Below are 16,188 nucleotides of genomic sequence, written 5' to 3'. Positions count from 1 at the left end.
GCCCTACCCCAGTTGCCGGCGCAGCCAGCGCCAGAGGAAGATCACCGGCCAGCGCAGGACCGAGGCCCCTGCGGCCAGAAGCAGAAGCCCGGCCACCGGCCCGGCGACCCAGGTCACCCAGCCCAGCAGCGGCACTCCGACGGCGATCAGCACATAGGCCGCGCGCCAGTGGTGATCGCGCGAGGGGAACATGGCGATCACATTGGCCAGGATCAGCCACAGCATGCTCAGCACCAGCGGCCAGTAATCGGGATCGGCGCCAAGGTTGCCGATCATGCGCCAAGCCTCCCGGGATTTGGAAATGACAGCTCGTGCGGCCTCACTTCTCCAGCTCCTTCGGCAGGGGCGCCGGCCGTCCCAGGGCGCGGCGCAGGAAATAGATCAGCGGATTGCGGAACATCGAGACGAAGGCGAAGGTGCCGACCAGCACCCAGACCCAGCCATGGACCCAGCCGATCCAGCCCAGCAGGAACGGCGCCACGATCAGCAGGGCCAGGCCCGGCAGCATCTGCCGCTTCATCGGCAGCATGGCGACGATGGCGGCACAGAGGATCCATAGGCAACCGAAGAACAGGGGCGAGACATAACCCCAGATCATGCGGCGATGCCCCCGGCGCGATGCGATGTCATGCCGCCGCTCCCATCAGCTTTGCGGGCAGCGCATTGGCCCAGGCGCTGATCGTGCCCGCGCCAAGGCAGACCACCATGTCTCCCGGCCGCGCCTGTTCCCTGACCAGGCGTGCAAGGTCGGCCTCGTCCAGAAGCGCGCGGGCATGGCGGTGGCCATGCGCGATCAGGCCCGCCACCAGATCGTCGCGGCTGGCGCCGGGGATCGGATCCTCTCCGGCGGCATAGACCTCGGCGATCGCCACCACGTCGGCCTCGTTGAAACAGGTGCAGAACTCCTCGAACAGGTTCGACAGGCGGGTATAGCGGTGCGGCTGGTGGATCGCGATGATCCGGCCCTTCGTCGCCTGCCGCGCAGCCTTGAGCACGGCGGCGATCTCGACCGGGTGGTGGCCGTAGTCGTCGATGATGGTGACGCCGTTCACCTCGCCAACCCTGGTAAAGCGGCGGTTGACGCCCGCGAAACCTGCCAGCGCCTCGCGGATCTCGTCCTTCTTCATTCCCAGATGCCGCGCGACTGCCACCGCCGCCAGCGCATTGCTGACGTTGTGGTCGCCCGGCATCGGCAGGGTGCAGCCCTCGATGCTGCCGCCTTCGGACTGCAACAGGATGTCGAAATGCGCCGTGCCGTTTTCATAGGCAAGGTTCACCGCCCGCACATCGGCCTGGGCGTTGAAGCCGAAGGTCACGACCCGACGGTCGGTCACACGGCCGACCAGCGCCTGCACCTCGGGGTGATCCGTGCAGCAGACCGCCAGCCCGTAGAACGGAATGTTCGAGACGAAATCCAGGAACCCCTTGCGCAGATTGTCGAAGGTCCCCCAGTGCTCCATGTGCTCGGGGTCGATGTTCGTCACGATGGCGATGGTCGCGGGCAGGCGGTTGAAGCTGCCGTCGCTCTCGTCGGCCTCGACCACCATCCACTCCCCCGCCCCGGCCCGCGCGTTCGAGCCATAGGCATGGATCACACCGCCGTTGATGACGGTCGGGTCGAACCCGCCCCGGTCCAGAAGCGTCGCGACCATCGTCGTCGTCGTCGTCTTGCCATGGGTCCCGGCAATGGCGATGTTCGACTTCAGCCGCATCAGTTCCGCCAGCATCTCGGCCCGGCGCACCACCGGCAGCTTGCGCCGGCGCGCCTCTTCCAGTTCCGGGTTGCCCTTCTTGATCGCCGACGAGATCACCACGACCGAGACACCATCGCCGATGTTCTCGGCCCGCTGCCCCTCGAAGAAGGTTGCGCCCAGCTTCTCCAGCCGGTCGGTGATCTTCGAGGCCTTCGCATCCGACCCCTGCACCCGGTAGCCCAGCGTCATCAGCACCTCGGCGATGCCGCTCATCCCGATCCCGCCGATGCCGACGAAATGGATCGGCCCGAGCTCCAGCGGCAGTTTCGTCGCAGCTGCGTTCATCTCGCGTCTCCCGCCAGTTCTTCCACCAGGGCCACCAGCCGCGCGGTCGCGTCCGGCTTGCCCTCGCCCAGCGCCGCGCGCGCCATGGTCTCGGCGCGGTGCGGGTCCTCCAGGATCGCGGCGATGTGGCCCGCAAGGCCGGCCGCGTCAAGCGCGTTTTCCCGGATCACCACCGCCGCCGCCGCGTCCGCCAGCCCCTTCGCGTTCGCCGCCTGGTGATCGCCCGTCGCCGCCGCATAGGGCACCAGGATCGCCGGCCGCCCGATCACGCTGATGTCGGCCACCGACGAGGCGCCCGAGCGGCTGACCACCAGCTGCGCCTCGGACAGGCGCCGCGCGATGTCGGGGAAGAAAGGCGCCACCTCGGCCCGCACCCCCGCCGCCTCATAGGCCGTCACAGCGCGCGCGGCATCCTCGTCGCGGGCCTGATGCGCCACCCGCAGATTGGCGCGCAGCGCCTCGGGCAACAGCGCCACCGCCGCCGGCACCACCTCGGACAGGATGCGCGCGCCCTGGCTGCCGCCGATCACCAGAAGGCTCATCGGATAGTCGCCCGGCGGGATATAGGGCGCCGCCGCCCGGTCCAGCACCGCCTGCCGCACCGGGTTGCCGACCGGAATGCCCGCCACCCCGGCCGGCAGGTCGGTCGGCCATGTGCCGCAGGCGACCCGGTCCACCCGGCGGGCAAAGACCCGGTTCACCCGGCCCAGCACGCCGTTCTGTTCGTGGATCATCCGCGGCCGCCGCAACAGCCAGGCCGCCGCCAGCGCCGGGATCGAGGGATAGCCGCCGAACCCCACCACCACCGCCGGACGGTCGCGGAGCTGCGACCACAGCGCCCCCAGCACCCCGCCCGCGATGCGGAAGGGCGCCGCCAGCTTCGCCGCCGCGCCCCCGCGCGAAAAGGTCGCGCTCGACACCCGCTGCACCGCGACCTCGGGCGGGAACCCGCCCGCATAGCGCGCCCCGCGCTCGTCGGTGGACAGGACGACGCGCCAGCCCCGCGCCAGCATCGCCTCGGCCAGGGCCTGGGCCGGGAACATGTGCCCCCCCGTGCCCCCCGCCGCGATGAGAAGCAGTCTGCCCGTCATCCTGCCGTCCCCTTGCCGGAGCCGGCCGAGCCCCCCCACCCCATCCCTCCCCCGCGAAGGGGGGAGGGGGGCGCGAACCCTGCGCCATCCGCGCCGAAGACCACCGGCGAAGGATCGGGCGCCGCCCCTCCCCCCGGTGGGGAGGGGATGGGGGTGGGGGGCCGGTAGGAGCTGCGCGTCGCCGCCATCACCGCCCCCGCCGGAACACGTCGCTCATCTGCCCGCGCGGGCGTTCCCGGGTCAGCGCCAGAAGCATCCCCATGGTGATCCCCGCCGCGATCACCGAGGACCCGCCGTAGCTCACGAAGGGCAGCGTCATCCCCTTGGCCGGCAGAAGCCGCACCGCGACGCCCATGTTGATCATCGCCTGCACGCCGAAGATGCAGGCCAGCCCCGCGCCCGCCAGCCGCGCGAAAGGGTCGCGCTCGGGCAGAAGCCGCCACAGCGAGCGCACCACGATGAGGCCGTAGAGGCCCAGGATGAACAGCACCAGGATCAGCCCGTATTCCTCGGCCGCGACCGCGATGATGAAATCGGTATGCGCATCGGGCAGCGACCATTTCACCTGCCCGCTGCCCACGCCCACGCCGAAGAAGCCGCCCTCCTGGATCGCGTTCGCCGCATAGCCAAGCTGGGTGCGCGGGTCCACGTCGGGCGACAGGAACCCGTCGATCCGGCGCGCGAAATGCTCGCTGCTCTCATAGAAGACAAGGCCGGCCGAGGCGACGATGCCGCCCACCACGCCGATCAGCAGCATCGGCGCGCCGCCGACGAAATAGACCACGCCCCAGGCGAACAGCACCAGCGCCGACTGCCCGAAATCGGGCTGCATGGCGAGGAAGCCGACAACCACCAGCGTCAACGCGAAGGAAATCGTCTTGCCCGGCGGCCCCGCCAGGTCCTGGCTCGCCGCGATCAGCCAGGCCACCACCACCACGAAACCGGGCTTCAGGAACTCGGACGGCTGCACGCTGGCAAAGCCGAAGGAGAACCAGCGCACCGCGCCCTTGCCGAAATCGGTACCGAAGACCGGCAAGAGCATCAGGGCCAGCATCGACACGGCGAACCCCAGCACCCCCAGCCGCCGCACCATGTCGGGCGGCATCATCGACACCAGGATCATCACCACCAGCGCGACCCCGCCGAAGAAGGCCTGCCGCTGCACATAGTAGAACGGCTCCAGCCCGTTGCGCGTCGCCAGCGGCACGCTGGCCGCCAGCCCCAGCAGAAGCCCGATCCCGAACAGGACGAAGACCGAGGTCAAGGTCCACTTGTCGATCGTGCGCCACCACTTCGGGATGACCGGCTCGGACACCCGCACGGGATTCGAGCCATAGACCATTTCAGTCATGGATAACCGCCTGTCGCCTGCTCTGCCGCTTGCGCCCGGATGTATCCCCCGGGTCGTCATCGTTCAGACTAGCGCCAATCGGCGGGCAAGGCCAGCACCAATAGGGCCCGCGGAGGCGGGAATTCTAGCCGTTGCGGATCACGTGATCCGCCGCGACGGATCCGTCGCGCACCCAGCGCCCGTTCGGCAGGTCGTTCTCCTCCAGCTTGGCCACGATCTCGGCCTCGCCCAGGCCCAGCCGCTCCCACCGGCCCCGCAGCCGGGCACGCAGGACATGTTCGGGCACCTCGACCATCACCGTGATATCGAACATCGGCCGCAGCCGGTCCCAGGGTGCCTGGTTCAGAAGCAGCCAGTTGCCCTCGACCACGATCACCCCGGTCTCCCTCGGGATCAGCCGGGCACCGGCGCGGGCGATCTCGATCTTGCGGTCGAAGACGGGGACGGCGACCTCGGCTTCGTCGCGCGCGCGCAGCCGCTTCAGCGTGTGATAAAGCCCGCCCACGTCGAAGGTCATCGGCGCGCCCTTCCGGGGACGCAGGCCCGCCGGCACCAGGTAAAGATCGTCGTAATGATAGCCGTCCATCGGCAGGACCGCCGCGAGGCCCGGCTGACGGGCATTCAGCTTGCCCACCAGCTTCTCGGCCAGCGTCGATTTCCCCGACCCGGGAGCCCCCGCCAAGGCCGCGATCACCCGGTCCCCGCCCGCCGCCCGCGCCTCAAGCAGATCGGCTATCCGTGTCACCTCGACCGAGTCCGCCATGCCCTCTCCCCCCGCCTTCCCGTCACCATGCCGCGCCGGGCGGGCCGGACGCAAGACCCGATGGCCCCTTCCGGCCCGATTCGGATCGGGGTTAAGAAACCCCTAACGTCCGCGACCAAGTTCTTGAAAATACGACAGTATCAGAGATTGTCCACCGTGGACACATCCGCTCAGAACGGGACATCGTCCACCTGATCGGCCGGGATCACCCAGCGCGCGACGACCTTTTTCGACCCGGCGTGATCGAACTCCACGTCCAGCTTGTCGCCCTCGATCCCCATGATCTCGCCATAGCCGAACTTCTGGTGGAAGACCCGGTCGCCGATCACATAGGGCGAGGCTGCCTCGAGGTCGATCACCACATGCCGCGCCTCCTGCGGCTGGCGGATCGGGCGCGAGGACTGGTTCTCCTGCAACCGCCGCCAGCCGGGCGAGTTGTAGACGTCGGCCTTCGAGACGCGCTCCTCCAGGCTCGACCCGAACCCCACCGACGCCGCCGCCCCGAAGCCCCCGCCATAGAGACCCGGCGCGGTCAGCACCTCGACATGCTCCCCCGGCAACTCGTCGATGAACCGCGAGGGCAGCTGCGACTGCCACTGGCCATAGACCCGCCGGTTCGAGGCAAAGCTGATCGTCGCCAGCCGCTCGGCCCGGGTGATCCCGACGTAAGCCAGCCGCCGCTCCTCCTCCAGCCCCTTCAGCCCGCTCTCGTCCATGCTGCGCTGGCTGGGGAATAGCCCGTCCTCCCAGCCCGGCAGGAACACGACCGGAAACTCCAGCCCCTTCGCGGCGTGCAGGGTCATGATCGTGACCTTCTCCTCCGCGCCTTCCGTCTCGTTGTCCATGATGAGGCTGACGTGCTCCAGGAACCCTTGCAGGTTGTCGAAACCTTCCAAGGCCTCCACCAGCTCCTTTAGGTTCTCTCGGCGACCTTCTGCCTCAGGGGACTTATCCTTCACCCACATTTCAGAGTAACCAGATTCTTCGAGGATATCTTGAGCCAGAAAGATGTGGTTTCCCTGAAGAATGGCGATTGCCCTTTCACAGACCGCCATACGCGAGTTGAGCATCGCGATCTGGACTTCCATTCCTTCGTAGGAACTGCCCCCCGGTTCGAGGCCCGCTAGCTGCTCGATCAGAGGTTCTCTTAACTTCCTCAGACCATTCAACTGCTCGGAATGGCGGCCAATCTCGACCGGATTATCCCTGTTCGCTACAAAGTAGTGCCACCTGTCCACCCCCTCGACGAAGGCCCGCAGCTGCGCCGCGCCCTTGCCCGGGATCACCCCCTTTGCCAGCGCCTCCCGCGCACCATCCAGCAGCGATACGCCGGCAGCCCGCGCCAGCACGTTGATCTTCGCCTGCGCCGTGTCGCCAAGTCCCCGCTTCGGCAGGTTCACCACGCGCTCGAAAGCAAGGTCATCCTCGGGCGAGACCGCCAGCCGGAAATAGGCCATCGCATCGCGGATTTCCTGCCGTTCATAGAACCGCGGCCCGCCGATCACGCGGTAGGGCAGACCGATGGTCAGGAACCGGTCCTCGAATGCCCGCATCTGATGGGAGGCGCGCACCAGGATCGCCTGGTGGTTCAGGTCCACCGGATCCATCCCCCGCGTGCCGCGCTGGATCGCCTCGATCTCTTCGCCGATCCAGCGCGCCTCTTCCTCGCCGTCCCAATGGCCGATGAGGCGAACCTTCTCGCCCAGCGCCCCCGCCGTCCACAGGGTCTTGCCCAGCCGACCCGCATTCTTCGCGATGATGCCCGAGGCCGCGCCGAGGATATGCCCGGTCGAGCGGTAGTTCTGCTCCAGCCGGATCACCTGCGCGCCGGGGAAATCCTTCTCGAAGCGCAGGATGTTGCCGACCTCGGCCCCGCGCCAGCCATAGATCGACTGATCGTCGTCGCCCACGCAGCAGATGTTCCGGTGCCCCTGCGCCAGAAGCCGCAGCCAGAGATACTGGGCGACGTTCGTATCCTGATATTCGTCCACCAGGATATAACGGAACCAGCGCTGGTATTGCTCCAGCACGTCCGGATGCGTCTGGAAGATCGTGACACAGTGCAGCAGAAGATCACCGAAATCCACCGCGTTCAGGGTCTTCAGCCGGTCCTGATAGGCCGCGTAAAGCTCGGTCCCCCGGTTGTTGTAGGCCCCGGCTTCCGAGGACGGCACCTTCTCCGGCAGCCAGGCGCGGTTCTTCCAGCCATCGATCAGGCTGGCCAGAAGCCGCGCGGGCCATCGCTTTTCGTCGATGTTCGCGGCCAGCACCAGCTGCTTCAACAGCCGCAACTGGTCGTCCGTATCAAGGATGGTGAAGTTCGGCTTCAGCCCGACCAGTTCGGCATGCCGCCGCAGGATCTTGACCGACAGCGAGTGGAAGGTGCCCATCCAGGGCATCCCCTCGGCCACCTCGCCCAGAAGCCGCCCCACCCTCTCCTTCATCTCGCGCGCGGCCTTGTTGGTGAAGGTCACGGCCAGGATCTCGTTCGGGCGCGCCCGCCGCTGGTGCAGAAGATGCACGATCCGCGCCGTCAGCGCCTTGGTCTTGCCCGTCCCTGCCCCGGCCAGCATCAGCACCGGGCCATCCAGCGCCTCGACCGCTGCCCGTTGCGCCGGGTTCAGGTCGTCGAGATAGGGCATGGGCCGCGCCGCCATCGCGCGTTGCGAAAGGGGCACGGGCGCGGCGGCGGCCTCGAAGGCCTGGTCTTCGTCCCATCCTGTCATGTCCCGCAGTATAGCGGTTGAGGCGGGCGGGGAAAGGCCCTACGTTCGCGCATTGTTCATGGATTTTCGGCACCCCATGGCATACCCCGGCATACCGTCGCATTTCTGTCAGGAAACGGCGCCATTCCCTCTTGCGCCGCACCGCAGCGCCCCTAAGGTGCATAGGCCTTGCCGCACCCTGGGGAGCTGTCGCCGATGCCCGAATTCAAGAAGATCCTGGTTGCCAACCGCGGCGAGATCGCGATCCGCGTCATGCGGGCGGCCAACGAGATGGGCAAGAAGACCGTCGCGGTCTATGCCGAGGAGGACAAGCTTTCCCTCCACCGCTTCAAGGCCGACGAAGCCTACCGGATCGGCGAGGGGCTGTCGCCGGTGGGCGCCTACCTCTCGATCCCGGAAATCATCCGGGTGGCGCGGATGTCAGGGGCGGATGCGATCCATCCGGGCTATGGCCTTCTCTCCGAGAACCCGGATTTCGTCGAGGCCTGCGACCAGGCCGGGATCACCTTCATCGGCCCGCGCGCCGAGACGATGCGCGCGCTTGGCGACAAGGCCAGCGCCCGCCGCGTTGCGATCGAGGCCGGCGTGCCGGTCATCCCCGCGACCGAGGTCCTGGGCGATGACATCGCCCTCATCAAGAAGCAGGCCGCCGAGATCGGCTATCCCCTGATGCTGAAGGCCTCCTGGGGTGGCGGTGGCCGGGGCATGCGGCCGATCCTGTCCGAGGACGAACTGGAATCGAAGGTGCGCGAGGGCCGGCGCGAGGCCGAGGCCGCCTTCGGCAACGGCGAAGGCTATCTGGAAAAGATGATCCAGCGCGCCCGCCACGTCGAGGTGCAGATCCTGGGCGACAAGCAGGGCAACTGCTGGCACCTGTGGGAGCGGGACTGCACCGTGCAGCGCCGCAACCAGAAGGTCGTCGAACGCGCCCCCGCCCCCTACCTCACGCAGGCCCAGCGCGAGGAAGTCTGCGAGATGGCCAAGCGCATCTGTTCGCATGTGAACTACGAATGCGCCGGCACCGTAGAATTCCTGATGGATATGGACACCGGCAAGTTCTACTTCATCGAGGTGAACCCCCGCGTCCAGGTCGAGCACACCGTGACCGAGGAAGTCACCGGCATCGATATCGTCCAGGCCCAGATCCTGATCGAGGAAGGCAAGTCCCTGCCCGAGGCGACGGGCGTCGCCTCCCAGGCCGACGTGAAGCTGAACGGCCACGCGCTGCAATGCCGGGTGACGACGGAAGATCCGCTGAACAACTTCATCCCGGATTACGGCCGCCTCACCGCCTATCGGAGCGCCACCGGCAACGGCATCCGTCTCGACGGCGGCACGGCCTATGCGGGCTCGGTGATCACCCGCTATTACGACTCGCTGCTGGTCAAGGTCACCGCCCACGCCCAGACGCCCGAAAAGGCGATTGCCCGGATGGACCGCGCGCTGCGCGAGTTCCGCATCCGGGGGGTGGCGACGAACATCGAGTTCGTGATCAACCTCCTGAAGCACCCGACCTTCCTGGACAACACCTACACCACCAAGTTCATCGACACGACGCCCGAGCTGTTCGCCTTCAAAAAGCGGCGCGACCGGGCGACGAAGATCCTGCTCTACATCGCCGACATCACCGTCAACGGCCATCCCGAGACGGCCGGCCGGCCGAAGCCCCCGGCCGAGGCCAAGCCGCCGAAGGCGCCGCTGCCCAAGGCCGAACCGGCGATGGGGACCCGGAACCTGCTGGAGCAGAAAGGCCCGCAGGCGGTCGCCGACTGGATGAAGGCGCAGACCAAGGTCCTTCTGACCGACACCACGATGCGCGACGGGCACCAGTCGCTGCTGGCCACCCGGATGCGGTCGATCGACATGATCAAGGTCGCACCCGCCTATGCCGCGAACCTGCCGCAGTTGTTCAGCGTGGAATGCTGGGGCGGCGCCACCTTCGACGTGGCCTACCGCTTCCTGCAGGAATGTCCCTGGCAGCGGCTGCGCGACCTGAGGGCCGCGATGCCGAACCTGATGACGCAGATGCTGCTGCGCGCCTCGAACGGCGTGGGCTACACGAACTACCCCGACAATGTGGTGCGCAGCTTCGTGTTGCAGGCCGCGAAAACCGGGGTGGACGTGTTCCGGGTGTTCGACAGCCTCAACTGGGTGGAGAACATGCGCGTCGCGATGGACGCGGTGCTCGAGGCGAACAAGGTCTGCGAGGGCACGATCTGCTATACCGGCGACCTTCTGGACCCGGCCCGGTCGAAGTATGACCTGAAATACTACCTCGACCGCGCGAAGGAGCTGAAAGCGGCCGGCGCGCATGTGCTGGGGCTGAAGGACATGGCGGGCCTTCTGAAGCCCGCTTCGGCCAAGGTCCTGATCAAGGCGCTGAAGCAGGAGATCGGCCTGCCGGTCCATTTCCACACGCACGATACCTCGGGCGCCGGGGCGGCGACGATCCTCGCGGCGTGCGACGCGGGCGTGGATGCGGTCGATGCGGCGATGGATGCGTTCAGTGGCGGCACCTCGCAGCCCTGCCTTGGGTCGATCGTCGAGGCGCTGCGGCATACCGACCGCGACACCGGCCTCGACATCGCGGCGATCCGGCAGATTTCCGACTACTGGGAGGCCGTCCGCAAGCAGTATGCGGCGTTTGAGTCCGGCCTCCAGGCCCCGGCCTCGGAGGTCTATCTGCACGAGATGCCGGGCGGGCAGTTCACCAACCTCAAGGCCCAGGCGCGGTCGCTGGGGCTGGAGGAGCGCTGGCACGAGGTCGCCCAGGCCTACGCCGACGCGAACCAGATGTTCGGCGACATCGTGAAGGTCACGCCCTCCTCGAAGGTCGTGGGCGACATGGCGCTGATGATGGTGGCGCAGGGTCTGACCCGCGCGCAGGTCGAGGACCCGAACGTCGATGTTGCCTTCCCCGAGTCCGTGGTGGACATGCTGAAGGGCAACCTCGGGCAACCGCATGGCGGCTGGCCGGAGGGGATCCTGAAGAAGGTCCTGAAGGGGGAAAAGCCGCTGACCGAGCGCCCCGGCAAGACCCTGCCTCCTGTGGACCTGGAGGCCACGCGCAAGAAGATCTCGGCCGAGATGAACGGGATCACCGTCGATGACGAGGACCTGAACGGCTACCTGATGTATCCCAAGGTCTTCCTCGACTACATGGGCCGCCACAAGACCTATGGCCCGGTCCGCACCCTGCCGACGCCGGTCTTCTTCTACGGCATGCAGCCCGGCGACGAGGTGTCGGTCGAGATCGACCCCGGCAAGACGCTGGAAATCCGGTTGCAGGCGGTGGGCGAGACGACCGAGGACGGCGAGGTCAAGGTCTTCTTCGAACTGAACGGCCAGCCGCGCGTGATCCGCGTCCCGAACCGGGCGGTGAAGGCCAAGACGGCGGCCAAGCCCAAGGCGCAAGAGGGCAACCCCGCCCATGTCGGCGCGCCGATGCCGGGAGCCGTGGCCTCGATCGCGGTGACGGTGGGGCAGAAAGTCCGCGCGGGCGACCTGCTTCTCAACATCGAGGCAATGAAGATGGAGACTGGACTGCACTGCGACCGCGAGGCGGTGGTGAAGGCGATCCATGTCCATCCGGGCAGCCAGATCGAGGCCAAGGACCTGCTGATCGAGCTGGAATAGACGGGTCGGTCGTGCGGCCTGTCCACCGTGGACAGGCCTGCCACCCGAACGGAGTCAATGGCTTGCCCGCGGATATTAACCGTCCGGCAACCATTGGCCCCCGCGGGGTGGGTGGGCGCTGACGCCCACCCGGGGATTGCGGATCAGTAGCGCGAGAAGAAGTCGTCAACCTCGCGCTGGGCTTCTTCCTTGGTCTTGCCGTAACGCTCCTGGATCCTGCCGGCCAGCTTGTCCTTGTGGCCCTCGGCGATGTCCAGCTCGTCGTCGGTGAGCTTGCCCCACATGATCTTGGCCTCGCCTTTCAGCTGCTTCCACTTGCCGGCGATCTGATCGTTGTTCATCGGTCTTCTCCTCTTGACTGGCCGCGCATCCGGGGCAGCCTTCACGGAGAGAGAACGGGCAAGTCGCGATCTGGTTCCGCCCCCGACACGGGACCGGCGGAAACCCGCAAACGGAAAGGGCCGCCCCGAAGGACGGCCCCCGACATTGGCTGAAGCCTGTCGATCACTCGGCCTTGAAGGCGCCCGAGTCGACCGCGGCCTTCAGTTCGTCGGCCGACAGTTCGCCCGAGGCGTCGGTGTCGGCGGCCTTGAAGGCCTCTTCGGTCACGGCCTTGTAGACGGCCTGGACTTCGGCCAGCGAGAAGCTGCCGTTCGCATCAGTGTCGACAACTTCCGGCGCCGCGGCGTCTTCGGCCAGAACAGCCGTGGCCGACAGGGCGGTGGCAGCGAGAACAAGTGCGATCTTCTTCATTTCTACTCTCCAGTTTGCGGCAACGCAGCATCGGCGGCCGCGCAAGAAGGCGACTCTGCCTTCGCCGCGCAAGTTACTCAATTGATTGCGCTTTCCAAGATGGACTCCGCGCAGTCGAGGCAACCATCACGGGAAATTGACAACGTTGCAACGCCCCTTGCGCTGCACATGCATCCGCGGCAGCGCGCCGTCTTCCGCCAGGATTCGCCGGCCGCAACCGCCCATCCGCACAAATTTTGCACGACGCTTCACTTTCCCCTTGCAGCCGCCCGCAGGTCTTTATAAATCCCCGCTCGTCCAGACGGCGCGGGCGTAGCTCAGGGGTAGAGCATAACCTTGCCAAGGTTAGGGTCGTGAGTTCGAATCTCATCGCCCGCTCCATCCGGACCAAAAGACAGGGCCCCTCTCGGGGCCCTTTGTCGTTTCTGGCGCTGCCGGCGGAACGCGCTCTATTCGGGATAGGCCACGGCGCCTTCCTTTTCGGGATAGCGGCACTTGTTCAGCACCACGCCCAGCACCTGCGTGCGCTTGGCCAGGTCCTTGCCGCAGCGGTCCACTTCGGCGACCGTCGTCTCGTCCGCCGCCGCAATCATCAGCGCGCAGTCCACCTGGTCGAGGAAGGAAATCGCGTCGTCGTTCACCAGCATCGGCGACATGTCGAACAGGATGACATCCGGCCGCAGCCGGGTCTCGATCTCGTCGATCAGGTCGGCCGTCCGCGTCGCGGACAACAGCTCGGCCGGGCTGGCGATGGGAGTGCTGCTGACCGCGAAGGCCAGGTTCGGCGCGCAGCGGCGGATCTGCCGCAGGTCCAGCACCCCCGAGGCCAGCATGCCGCCGAATTCCGGCCCCGGCTCCAGCCCCATGATCGACAGCAGCGAGGGATGCCGCAGGTCCAGCTCGATCAGCAGGACCCGGGTGTCGGCCATCCGCGACAGGCTGAAGGCGAGGTTCAGCGCGATCGTGGACTTGCCGCAGGCCGGAGTGGGCGAGGTGATCGCAACCCTGGTCCAGCCGTTCGTCCGCAGCGTGCGGATCATGTTCGTCCGCATCAGGTCGAAGCTGGCGGCGCTCTGGCCGGGGTGCATTGCCACGATCCGGTTCTGTTCCAGCCGCCTGGGATCAAGCACCACTTCCGCAAGGTCGTGCCAGGGTCCGCTTTCGATCTGCGCCGGGGCGCCGGGCTTGGACCCCTGCATCTTGCGGTCGCGCGCGGCCCGGGCCTTCGCGAGTGCCGATTGTATCCGTTCCATGTCGTCCTACTCGGTCTTGCCAGAGGCCGCCGGGGCGGCGACCTCGCTTGGATCTGGGCCCTGGGTCGCCTGCCCGAAGAGAGTGTTGATCGGCTTGATGTAGATGTGCACGACCAGCATCAGGATCGGGATGTTTATCAGGAAGACCGCCAGCAGCGCCAGGTTGCCCGAGAAGGCCGGCCGATGCGGGCGGGGGCCCTCGATCACACCGACCGTCCCGAAAGCCGGGGCCCCGATCACCTTGGCCAGTTCCGACGGCCGCCGGATCGTCTGGTTCATCACCTCGAGCAGGAAGAGCAGGGCACCCGACAGGATGACCCCGGCCCCGAAGGCCGCGATCGAAATCCGTTTGCGATTCGGTTCGGCCCGGAAGGCCGGCGGAACGGCCTTCTCGATCATGGTGATGCGCTGGCCGCGATCCGTCGCCTCGATCCGGTTGCCCATGCGGGCCTCGGACAGACTGGCGACCGCCTGTTCGTACTGGACGCGCAAGGTCTCGTAGTTGCTGCGCAATTCGGCCAGCTTGATCGAGTTGCCGGGGGTCGCCTGGATGCTGCGTTCCAGATCCTTCACCTCCTGCTCGATCTGCGCCTTCTGCTCGGCCAGGAACTGGATCTGCCCGTCGATGTCCAGCATCTGCACCTGGAAGGGTGTCAGCCGGCCGCCACCAATGGCGTCCCGCTGTTCCTTGACGGCCTCTTCCAGCGCGGTGACCTCGTTCTGCAAGGCCCTGACCCGCGGGTTCGTCGGCGACAGGACCACCAGCGCAGAAGCCAGTTCCTGCCGCGCACGTTCCAGGCGTTCCTCTTCGGGCGTGCGGGCGTCGGCGGTGGTGACCACCCGTCCCGTGCGATCGTAGAGCTCGGTCAGCCGCTGGCGGCGGTCACGCAGACTGGCAAGATCACGGTCCAGCTGCAACAGGCGTTCCTGCTGGGCGGCCTGCCGGGTGCGGCGGAATTCCAGGCTTTCGGGCAGCGCATCGCGGTTGGCCTGCTCGAACTCCAGGATCCTGGCGTTCTGCTGGCCGAGCTCTTCGGTCAGCCGTTCGACCTCCTGCTCGAAGAAATCCAGCGTGCTGGCCGAGGCCCCGGTGCGCAGCTCGGTGCTCCACTGCACGATCTGCTCGGCGATCTCGTTGGTAACGCTTGCCGAAAGCTCGGGTTCCGAGGCGCCGAAGGAGACGGTCACGACCCCGGTATTGCCCTGGGTGTTCGGCATGTAGATCGACACGCGACTGACCATGTCGACCAGCTTCTGTTCGGCCGTCATCTTCGTGGCACCGGCGAACAGGTCGTGCCGGTCGGCGATCGCCAGGAGGTTGTCGCGGGTCATGATCCGCTGCCGGATCGCCAGCAGGATCTCGTCCGCGGTCGATCGCACCGTCGAGGCGGCCAGTTCGTCCGGGATCTGGGCATTCTCGATCAGCAGCCGCGCCTCGGCGCGGAACACCGGCGGCAGCGATACGGCATAGAGAATCCCCGCCGTCGTCGCCGTGAAGATGATCGCGGCGATGATCGGAAGCCGACGCAGGATCAGGGAAAGGTAGAAACGCAAATCAAGCGTCATTCAGGTCTTCTCACTCGTCTCGCGTGGGGCAGATGCCGAAAAGAACACGCCATCATCCAGCACCTGCTGCAGGATGGCCGGCGTGACCAGTTGCCGCCCCTTGGTAAAGGCATAGACCATCGCCAGGTCGCAAAGCTGGTTGACCAGGCGGGGCACGCCCTGGGTCTGCTCGTAGATCATCGCGATTGCCGGCGCCGTGAAGATGCGACGCTCGCAGCCTGCCACCTTGAGCCGGTGCGGAATATAGCCCCTCAGCGTCTTGAGGTCCATCGCGCCGAGGTGATAGCTGGCCGCCACGCGCTGCGCGAACTGCCGCATTTCGGGCCGGGAAACCATCTCTCGCAGCTCGGGCTGGCCGATCAGGACCAGCTGCAGCACCTCGTCCTTGCCCGAGTTGATATTGATGAACATCCGCAGCTCTTCCAGCGCCTCGGGCGACAGGTTCTGCGCCTCGTCGAAGATCAGCACCACGCTGCGGCCGGCGGCATATTCGGCCAGAAGGAAGTTCTGAAAGCGCGAGAAGAGATCGACATAGCTTTCCTCGATCTCGGCCGGCTGTTCCAGCGCATGCAGCACCCAGCGCAGAAGCTCGGCGCGCGAGCCGTGCGGGTTCGACACCAGCCCGACGCGAAGCTCGGATCCCAGCGACCGCACGAGGTGCAGCAGGAGCGTGGTCTTGCCGGCGCCGACCTCGCCGGTGATCAGCGTGATCGGGGCATGGGCGCGCACGCCGTATTCCAGCATCGTGTAGGCGCGCTGGTGCGAGGGGGGCCAGAACAGGAAATCCGGATCCGGCGTCAGGGCGAAGGGCCGCACCTTCAGGCCGAAATGTTCGGTGTAGAGATCCGGCGTGGACACGACGGGCGGTTCGTTCGGCAAGAGCCGCGAACGAACCCGCGTCACCGCGGGACGGGGTGATTCGACGAACGAGGGCGGAGGGGTCGAGACCAAGCTCCGATCCTGGTAGGTCGGGATGTCCGGCATAGTGTCTGCGGCAGTGTCCGCCGTTT

The 16,188-nt window shown here is 66.9% G+C and carries 13 protein-coding genes and 1 tRNA gene; 2 read left to right on the top strand and 12 right to left on the bottom strand.

What is annotated here, in order from left to right; genetic code table 11:
- Positions 1–3 precede the first annotated feature (3 nt).
- The 7 genes from FL625_RS11350 to FL625_RS11320 all read right to left on the bottom strand — a co-directional run bounded on the left by FL625_RS11350 (position 4) and on the right by FL625_RS11320 (position 7,970).
- The gene (locus FL625_RS11350; protein ID WP_149588793.1) at positions 4–276 is read right to left on the bottom strand and encodes a DUF2484 family protein; all 273 of its coding nucleotides are present in this window, start codon (positions 274–276) and stop codon (positions 4–6) included.
- Between the two features lie 43 nt (positions 277–319).
- On the bottom strand, positions 320–598 hold the full coding sequence (locus FL625_RS11345) for a DUF2484 family protein (RefSeq protein ID WP_149588792.1): 279 nt from the start codon (positions 596–598) through the stop codon (positions 320–322).
- 28 nt (positions 599–626) lie between these two features.
- Complete coding sequence (gene murC, locus FL625_RS11340; RefSeq protein WP_149588791.1) at positions 627–2,039, bottom strand: UDP-N-acetylmuramate--L-alanine ligase; 1,413 nt, start codon at positions 2,037–2,039, stop codon at positions 627–629.
- Positions 2,036–3,130 carry a UDP-N-acetylglucosamine--N-acetylmuramyl-(pentapeptide) pyrophosphoryl-undecaprenol N-acetylglucosamine transferase gene (locus FL625_RS11335; protein WP_149588790.1) on the bottom strand — a complete coding sequence of 365 codons (1,095 nt, stop codon included), beginning with the start codon at positions 3,128–3,130 and terminating at the stop codon, positions 2,036–2,038. The genes murC and FL625_RS11335 overlap by 4 nt, the downstream gene beginning before the upstream one ends.
- 187 nt (positions 3,131–3,317) lie before the next feature.
- Positions 3,318–4,481, bottom strand: a complete 1,164-nt coding sequence (locus tag FL625_RS11330) for a peptidoglycan glycosyltransferase FtsW (RefSeq protein ID WP_149588789.1) — start codon at positions 4,479–4,481, stop codon at positions 3,318–3,320.
- A gap of 124 nt (positions 4,482–4,605) precedes the next feature.
- Positions 4,606–5,244: a nucleoside/nucleotide kinase family protein gene (locus FL625_RS11325; RefSeq protein WP_149588788.1), complete on the bottom strand. Its 639-nt coding sequence runs from the start codon at positions 5,242–5,244 to the stop codon at positions 4,606–4,608.
- A 170-nt stretch (positions 5,245–5,414) separates the two neighbouring features.
- The gene (locus FL625_RS11320; RefSeq protein WP_149588787.1) at positions 5,415–7,970 is read right to left on the bottom strand and encodes an ATP-dependent helicase; all 2,556 of its coding nucleotides are present in this window, start codon (positions 7,968–7,970) and stop codon (positions 5,415–5,417) included.
- A 195-nt stretch (positions 7,971–8,165) separates the two neighbouring features.
- Between FL625_RS11320 and FL625_RS11315 the strand changes: the two genes are divergently transcribed.
- On the top strand, positions 8,166–11,606 hold the full coding sequence (locus tag FL625_RS11315; protein ID WP_149588786.1) for a pyruvate carboxylase: 3,441 nt from the start codon (positions 8,166–8,168) through the stop codon (positions 11,604–11,606).
- 143 nt (positions 11,607–11,749) lie between these two features.
- Here the strand turns inward: FL625_RS11315 and FL625_RS11310 are convergent, their stop codons facing one another.
- Together FL625_RS11310 and FL625_RS11305 are read right to left on the bottom strand one after the other, a co-directional pair.
- Positions 11,750–11,947 (bottom strand): CsbD family protein, encoded by a 198-nt coding sequence (locus FL625_RS11310; RefSeq protein WP_149588785.1) that lies wholly within the window; start codon positions 11,945–11,947, stop codon positions 11,750–11,752.
- A gap of 163 nt (positions 11,948–12,110) precedes the next feature.
- The gene (locus FL625_RS11305; protein WP_149588784.1) at positions 12,111–12,359 is read right to left on the bottom strand and encodes a penta-EF hand family protein; all 249 of its coding nucleotides are present in this window, start codon (positions 12,357–12,359) and stop codon (positions 12,111–12,113) included.
- Between the two features lie 306 nt (positions 12,360–12,665).
- On the opposite strand from FL625_RS11305, the gene FL625_RS11300 reads away from it, so the two are divergent.
- Positions 12,666–12,740 (top strand) — tRNA-Gly (locus FL625_RS11300).
- A 68-nt stretch (positions 12,741–12,808) separates the two neighbouring features.
- Here FL625_RS11300 and FL625_RS11295 read toward each other — a convergent pair.
- The 3 genes from FL625_RS11295 to FL625_RS11285 are packed head-to-tail and all read right to left on the bottom strand — an operon-like array spanning position 12,809 to position 16,036.
- A complete protein-coding gene (locus tag FL625_RS11295; protein ID WP_149588783.1) occupies positions 12,809–13,612 on the bottom strand; it encodes a CpsD/CapB family tyrosine-protein kinase in 804 nt (267 codons plus the stop codon).
- 6 nt (positions 13,613–13,618) lie between these two features.
- Positions 13,619–15,178, bottom strand: a complete 1,560-nt coding sequence (locus FL625_RS11290) for a GumC family protein (RefSeq protein ID WP_149588782.1) — start codon at positions 15,176–15,178, stop codon at positions 13,619–13,621.
- A complete protein-coding gene (locus FL625_RS11285) occupies positions 15,179–16,036 on the bottom strand; it encodes an ExeA family protein (RefSeq protein WP_235019389.1) in 858 nt (285 codons plus the stop codon).
- Positions 16,037–16,188: the final 152 nt, after the last annotated feature.

Source organism: Tabrizicola flagellatus (genome assembly GCF_008271465.1).
Lineage (GTDB): Bacteria > Pseudomonadota > Alphaproteobacteria > Rhodobacterales > Rhodobacteraceae > Tabrizicola > Tabrizicola flagellata.
The sequence above is the reverse complement of the archived record's forward strand: the minus strand, read 5'-3'. Positions and strand labels throughout refer to the sequence as shown.

What these genes read in the sequence shown, in the direction of transcription:
- FL625_RS11350 (WP_149588793.1), bottom strand. Translation starts at nt 276, where the DNA reads ATGATCGGCAACCTTGGCGCCGATCCCGATTACTGGCCGCTGGTGCTG.
- FL625_RS11345 (WP_149588792.1), bottom strand. Translation starts at nt 598, where the DNA reads ATGATCTGGGGTTATGTCTCGCCCCTGTTCTTCGGTTGCCTATGGATC.
- murC (WP_149588791.1), bottom strand. Translation starts at nt 2,039, where the DNA reads ATGAACGCAGCTGCGACGAAACTGCCGCTGGAGCTCGGGCCGATCCAT.
- FL625_RS11335 (WP_149588790.1), bottom strand. Translation starts at nt 3,130, where the DNA reads ATGACGGGCAGACTGCTTCTCATCGCGGCGGGGGGCACGGGGGGGCAC.
- FL625_RS11330 (WP_149588789.1), bottom strand. Translation starts at nt 4,481, where the DNA reads ATGACTGAAATGGTCTATGGCTCGAATCCCGTGCGGGTGTCCGAGCCG.
- FL625_RS11325 (WP_149588788.1), bottom strand. Translation starts at nt 5,244, where the DNA reads ATGGCGGACTCGGTCGAGGTGACACGGATAGCCGATCTGCTTGAGGCG.
- FL625_RS11320 (WP_149588787.1), bottom strand. Translation starts at nt 7,970, where the DNA reads ATGACAGGATGGGACGAAGACCAGGCCTTCGAGGCCGCCGCCGCGCCC.
- FL625_RS11315 (WP_149588786.1), top strand. Translation starts at nt 8,166, where the DNA reads ATGCCCGAATTCAAGAAGATCCTGGTTGCCAACCGCGGCGAGATCGCG.
- FL625_RS11310 (WP_149588785.1), bottom strand. Translation starts at nt 11,947, where the DNA reads ATGAACAACGATCAGATCGCCGGCAAGTGGAAGCAGCTGAAAGGCGAG.
- FL625_RS11305 (WP_149588784.1), bottom strand. Translation starts at nt 12,359, where the DNA reads ATGAAGAAGATCGCACTTGTTCTCGCTGCCACCGCCCTGTCGGCCACG.
- FL625_RS11295 (WP_149588783.1), bottom strand. Translation starts at nt 13,612, where the DNA reads ATGGAACGGATACAATCGGCACTCGCGAAGGCCCGGGCCGCGCGCGAC.
- FL625_RS11290 (WP_149588782.1), bottom strand. Translation starts at nt 15,178, where the DNA reads ATGACGCTTGATTTGCGTTTCTACCTTTCCCTGATCCTGCGTCGGCTT.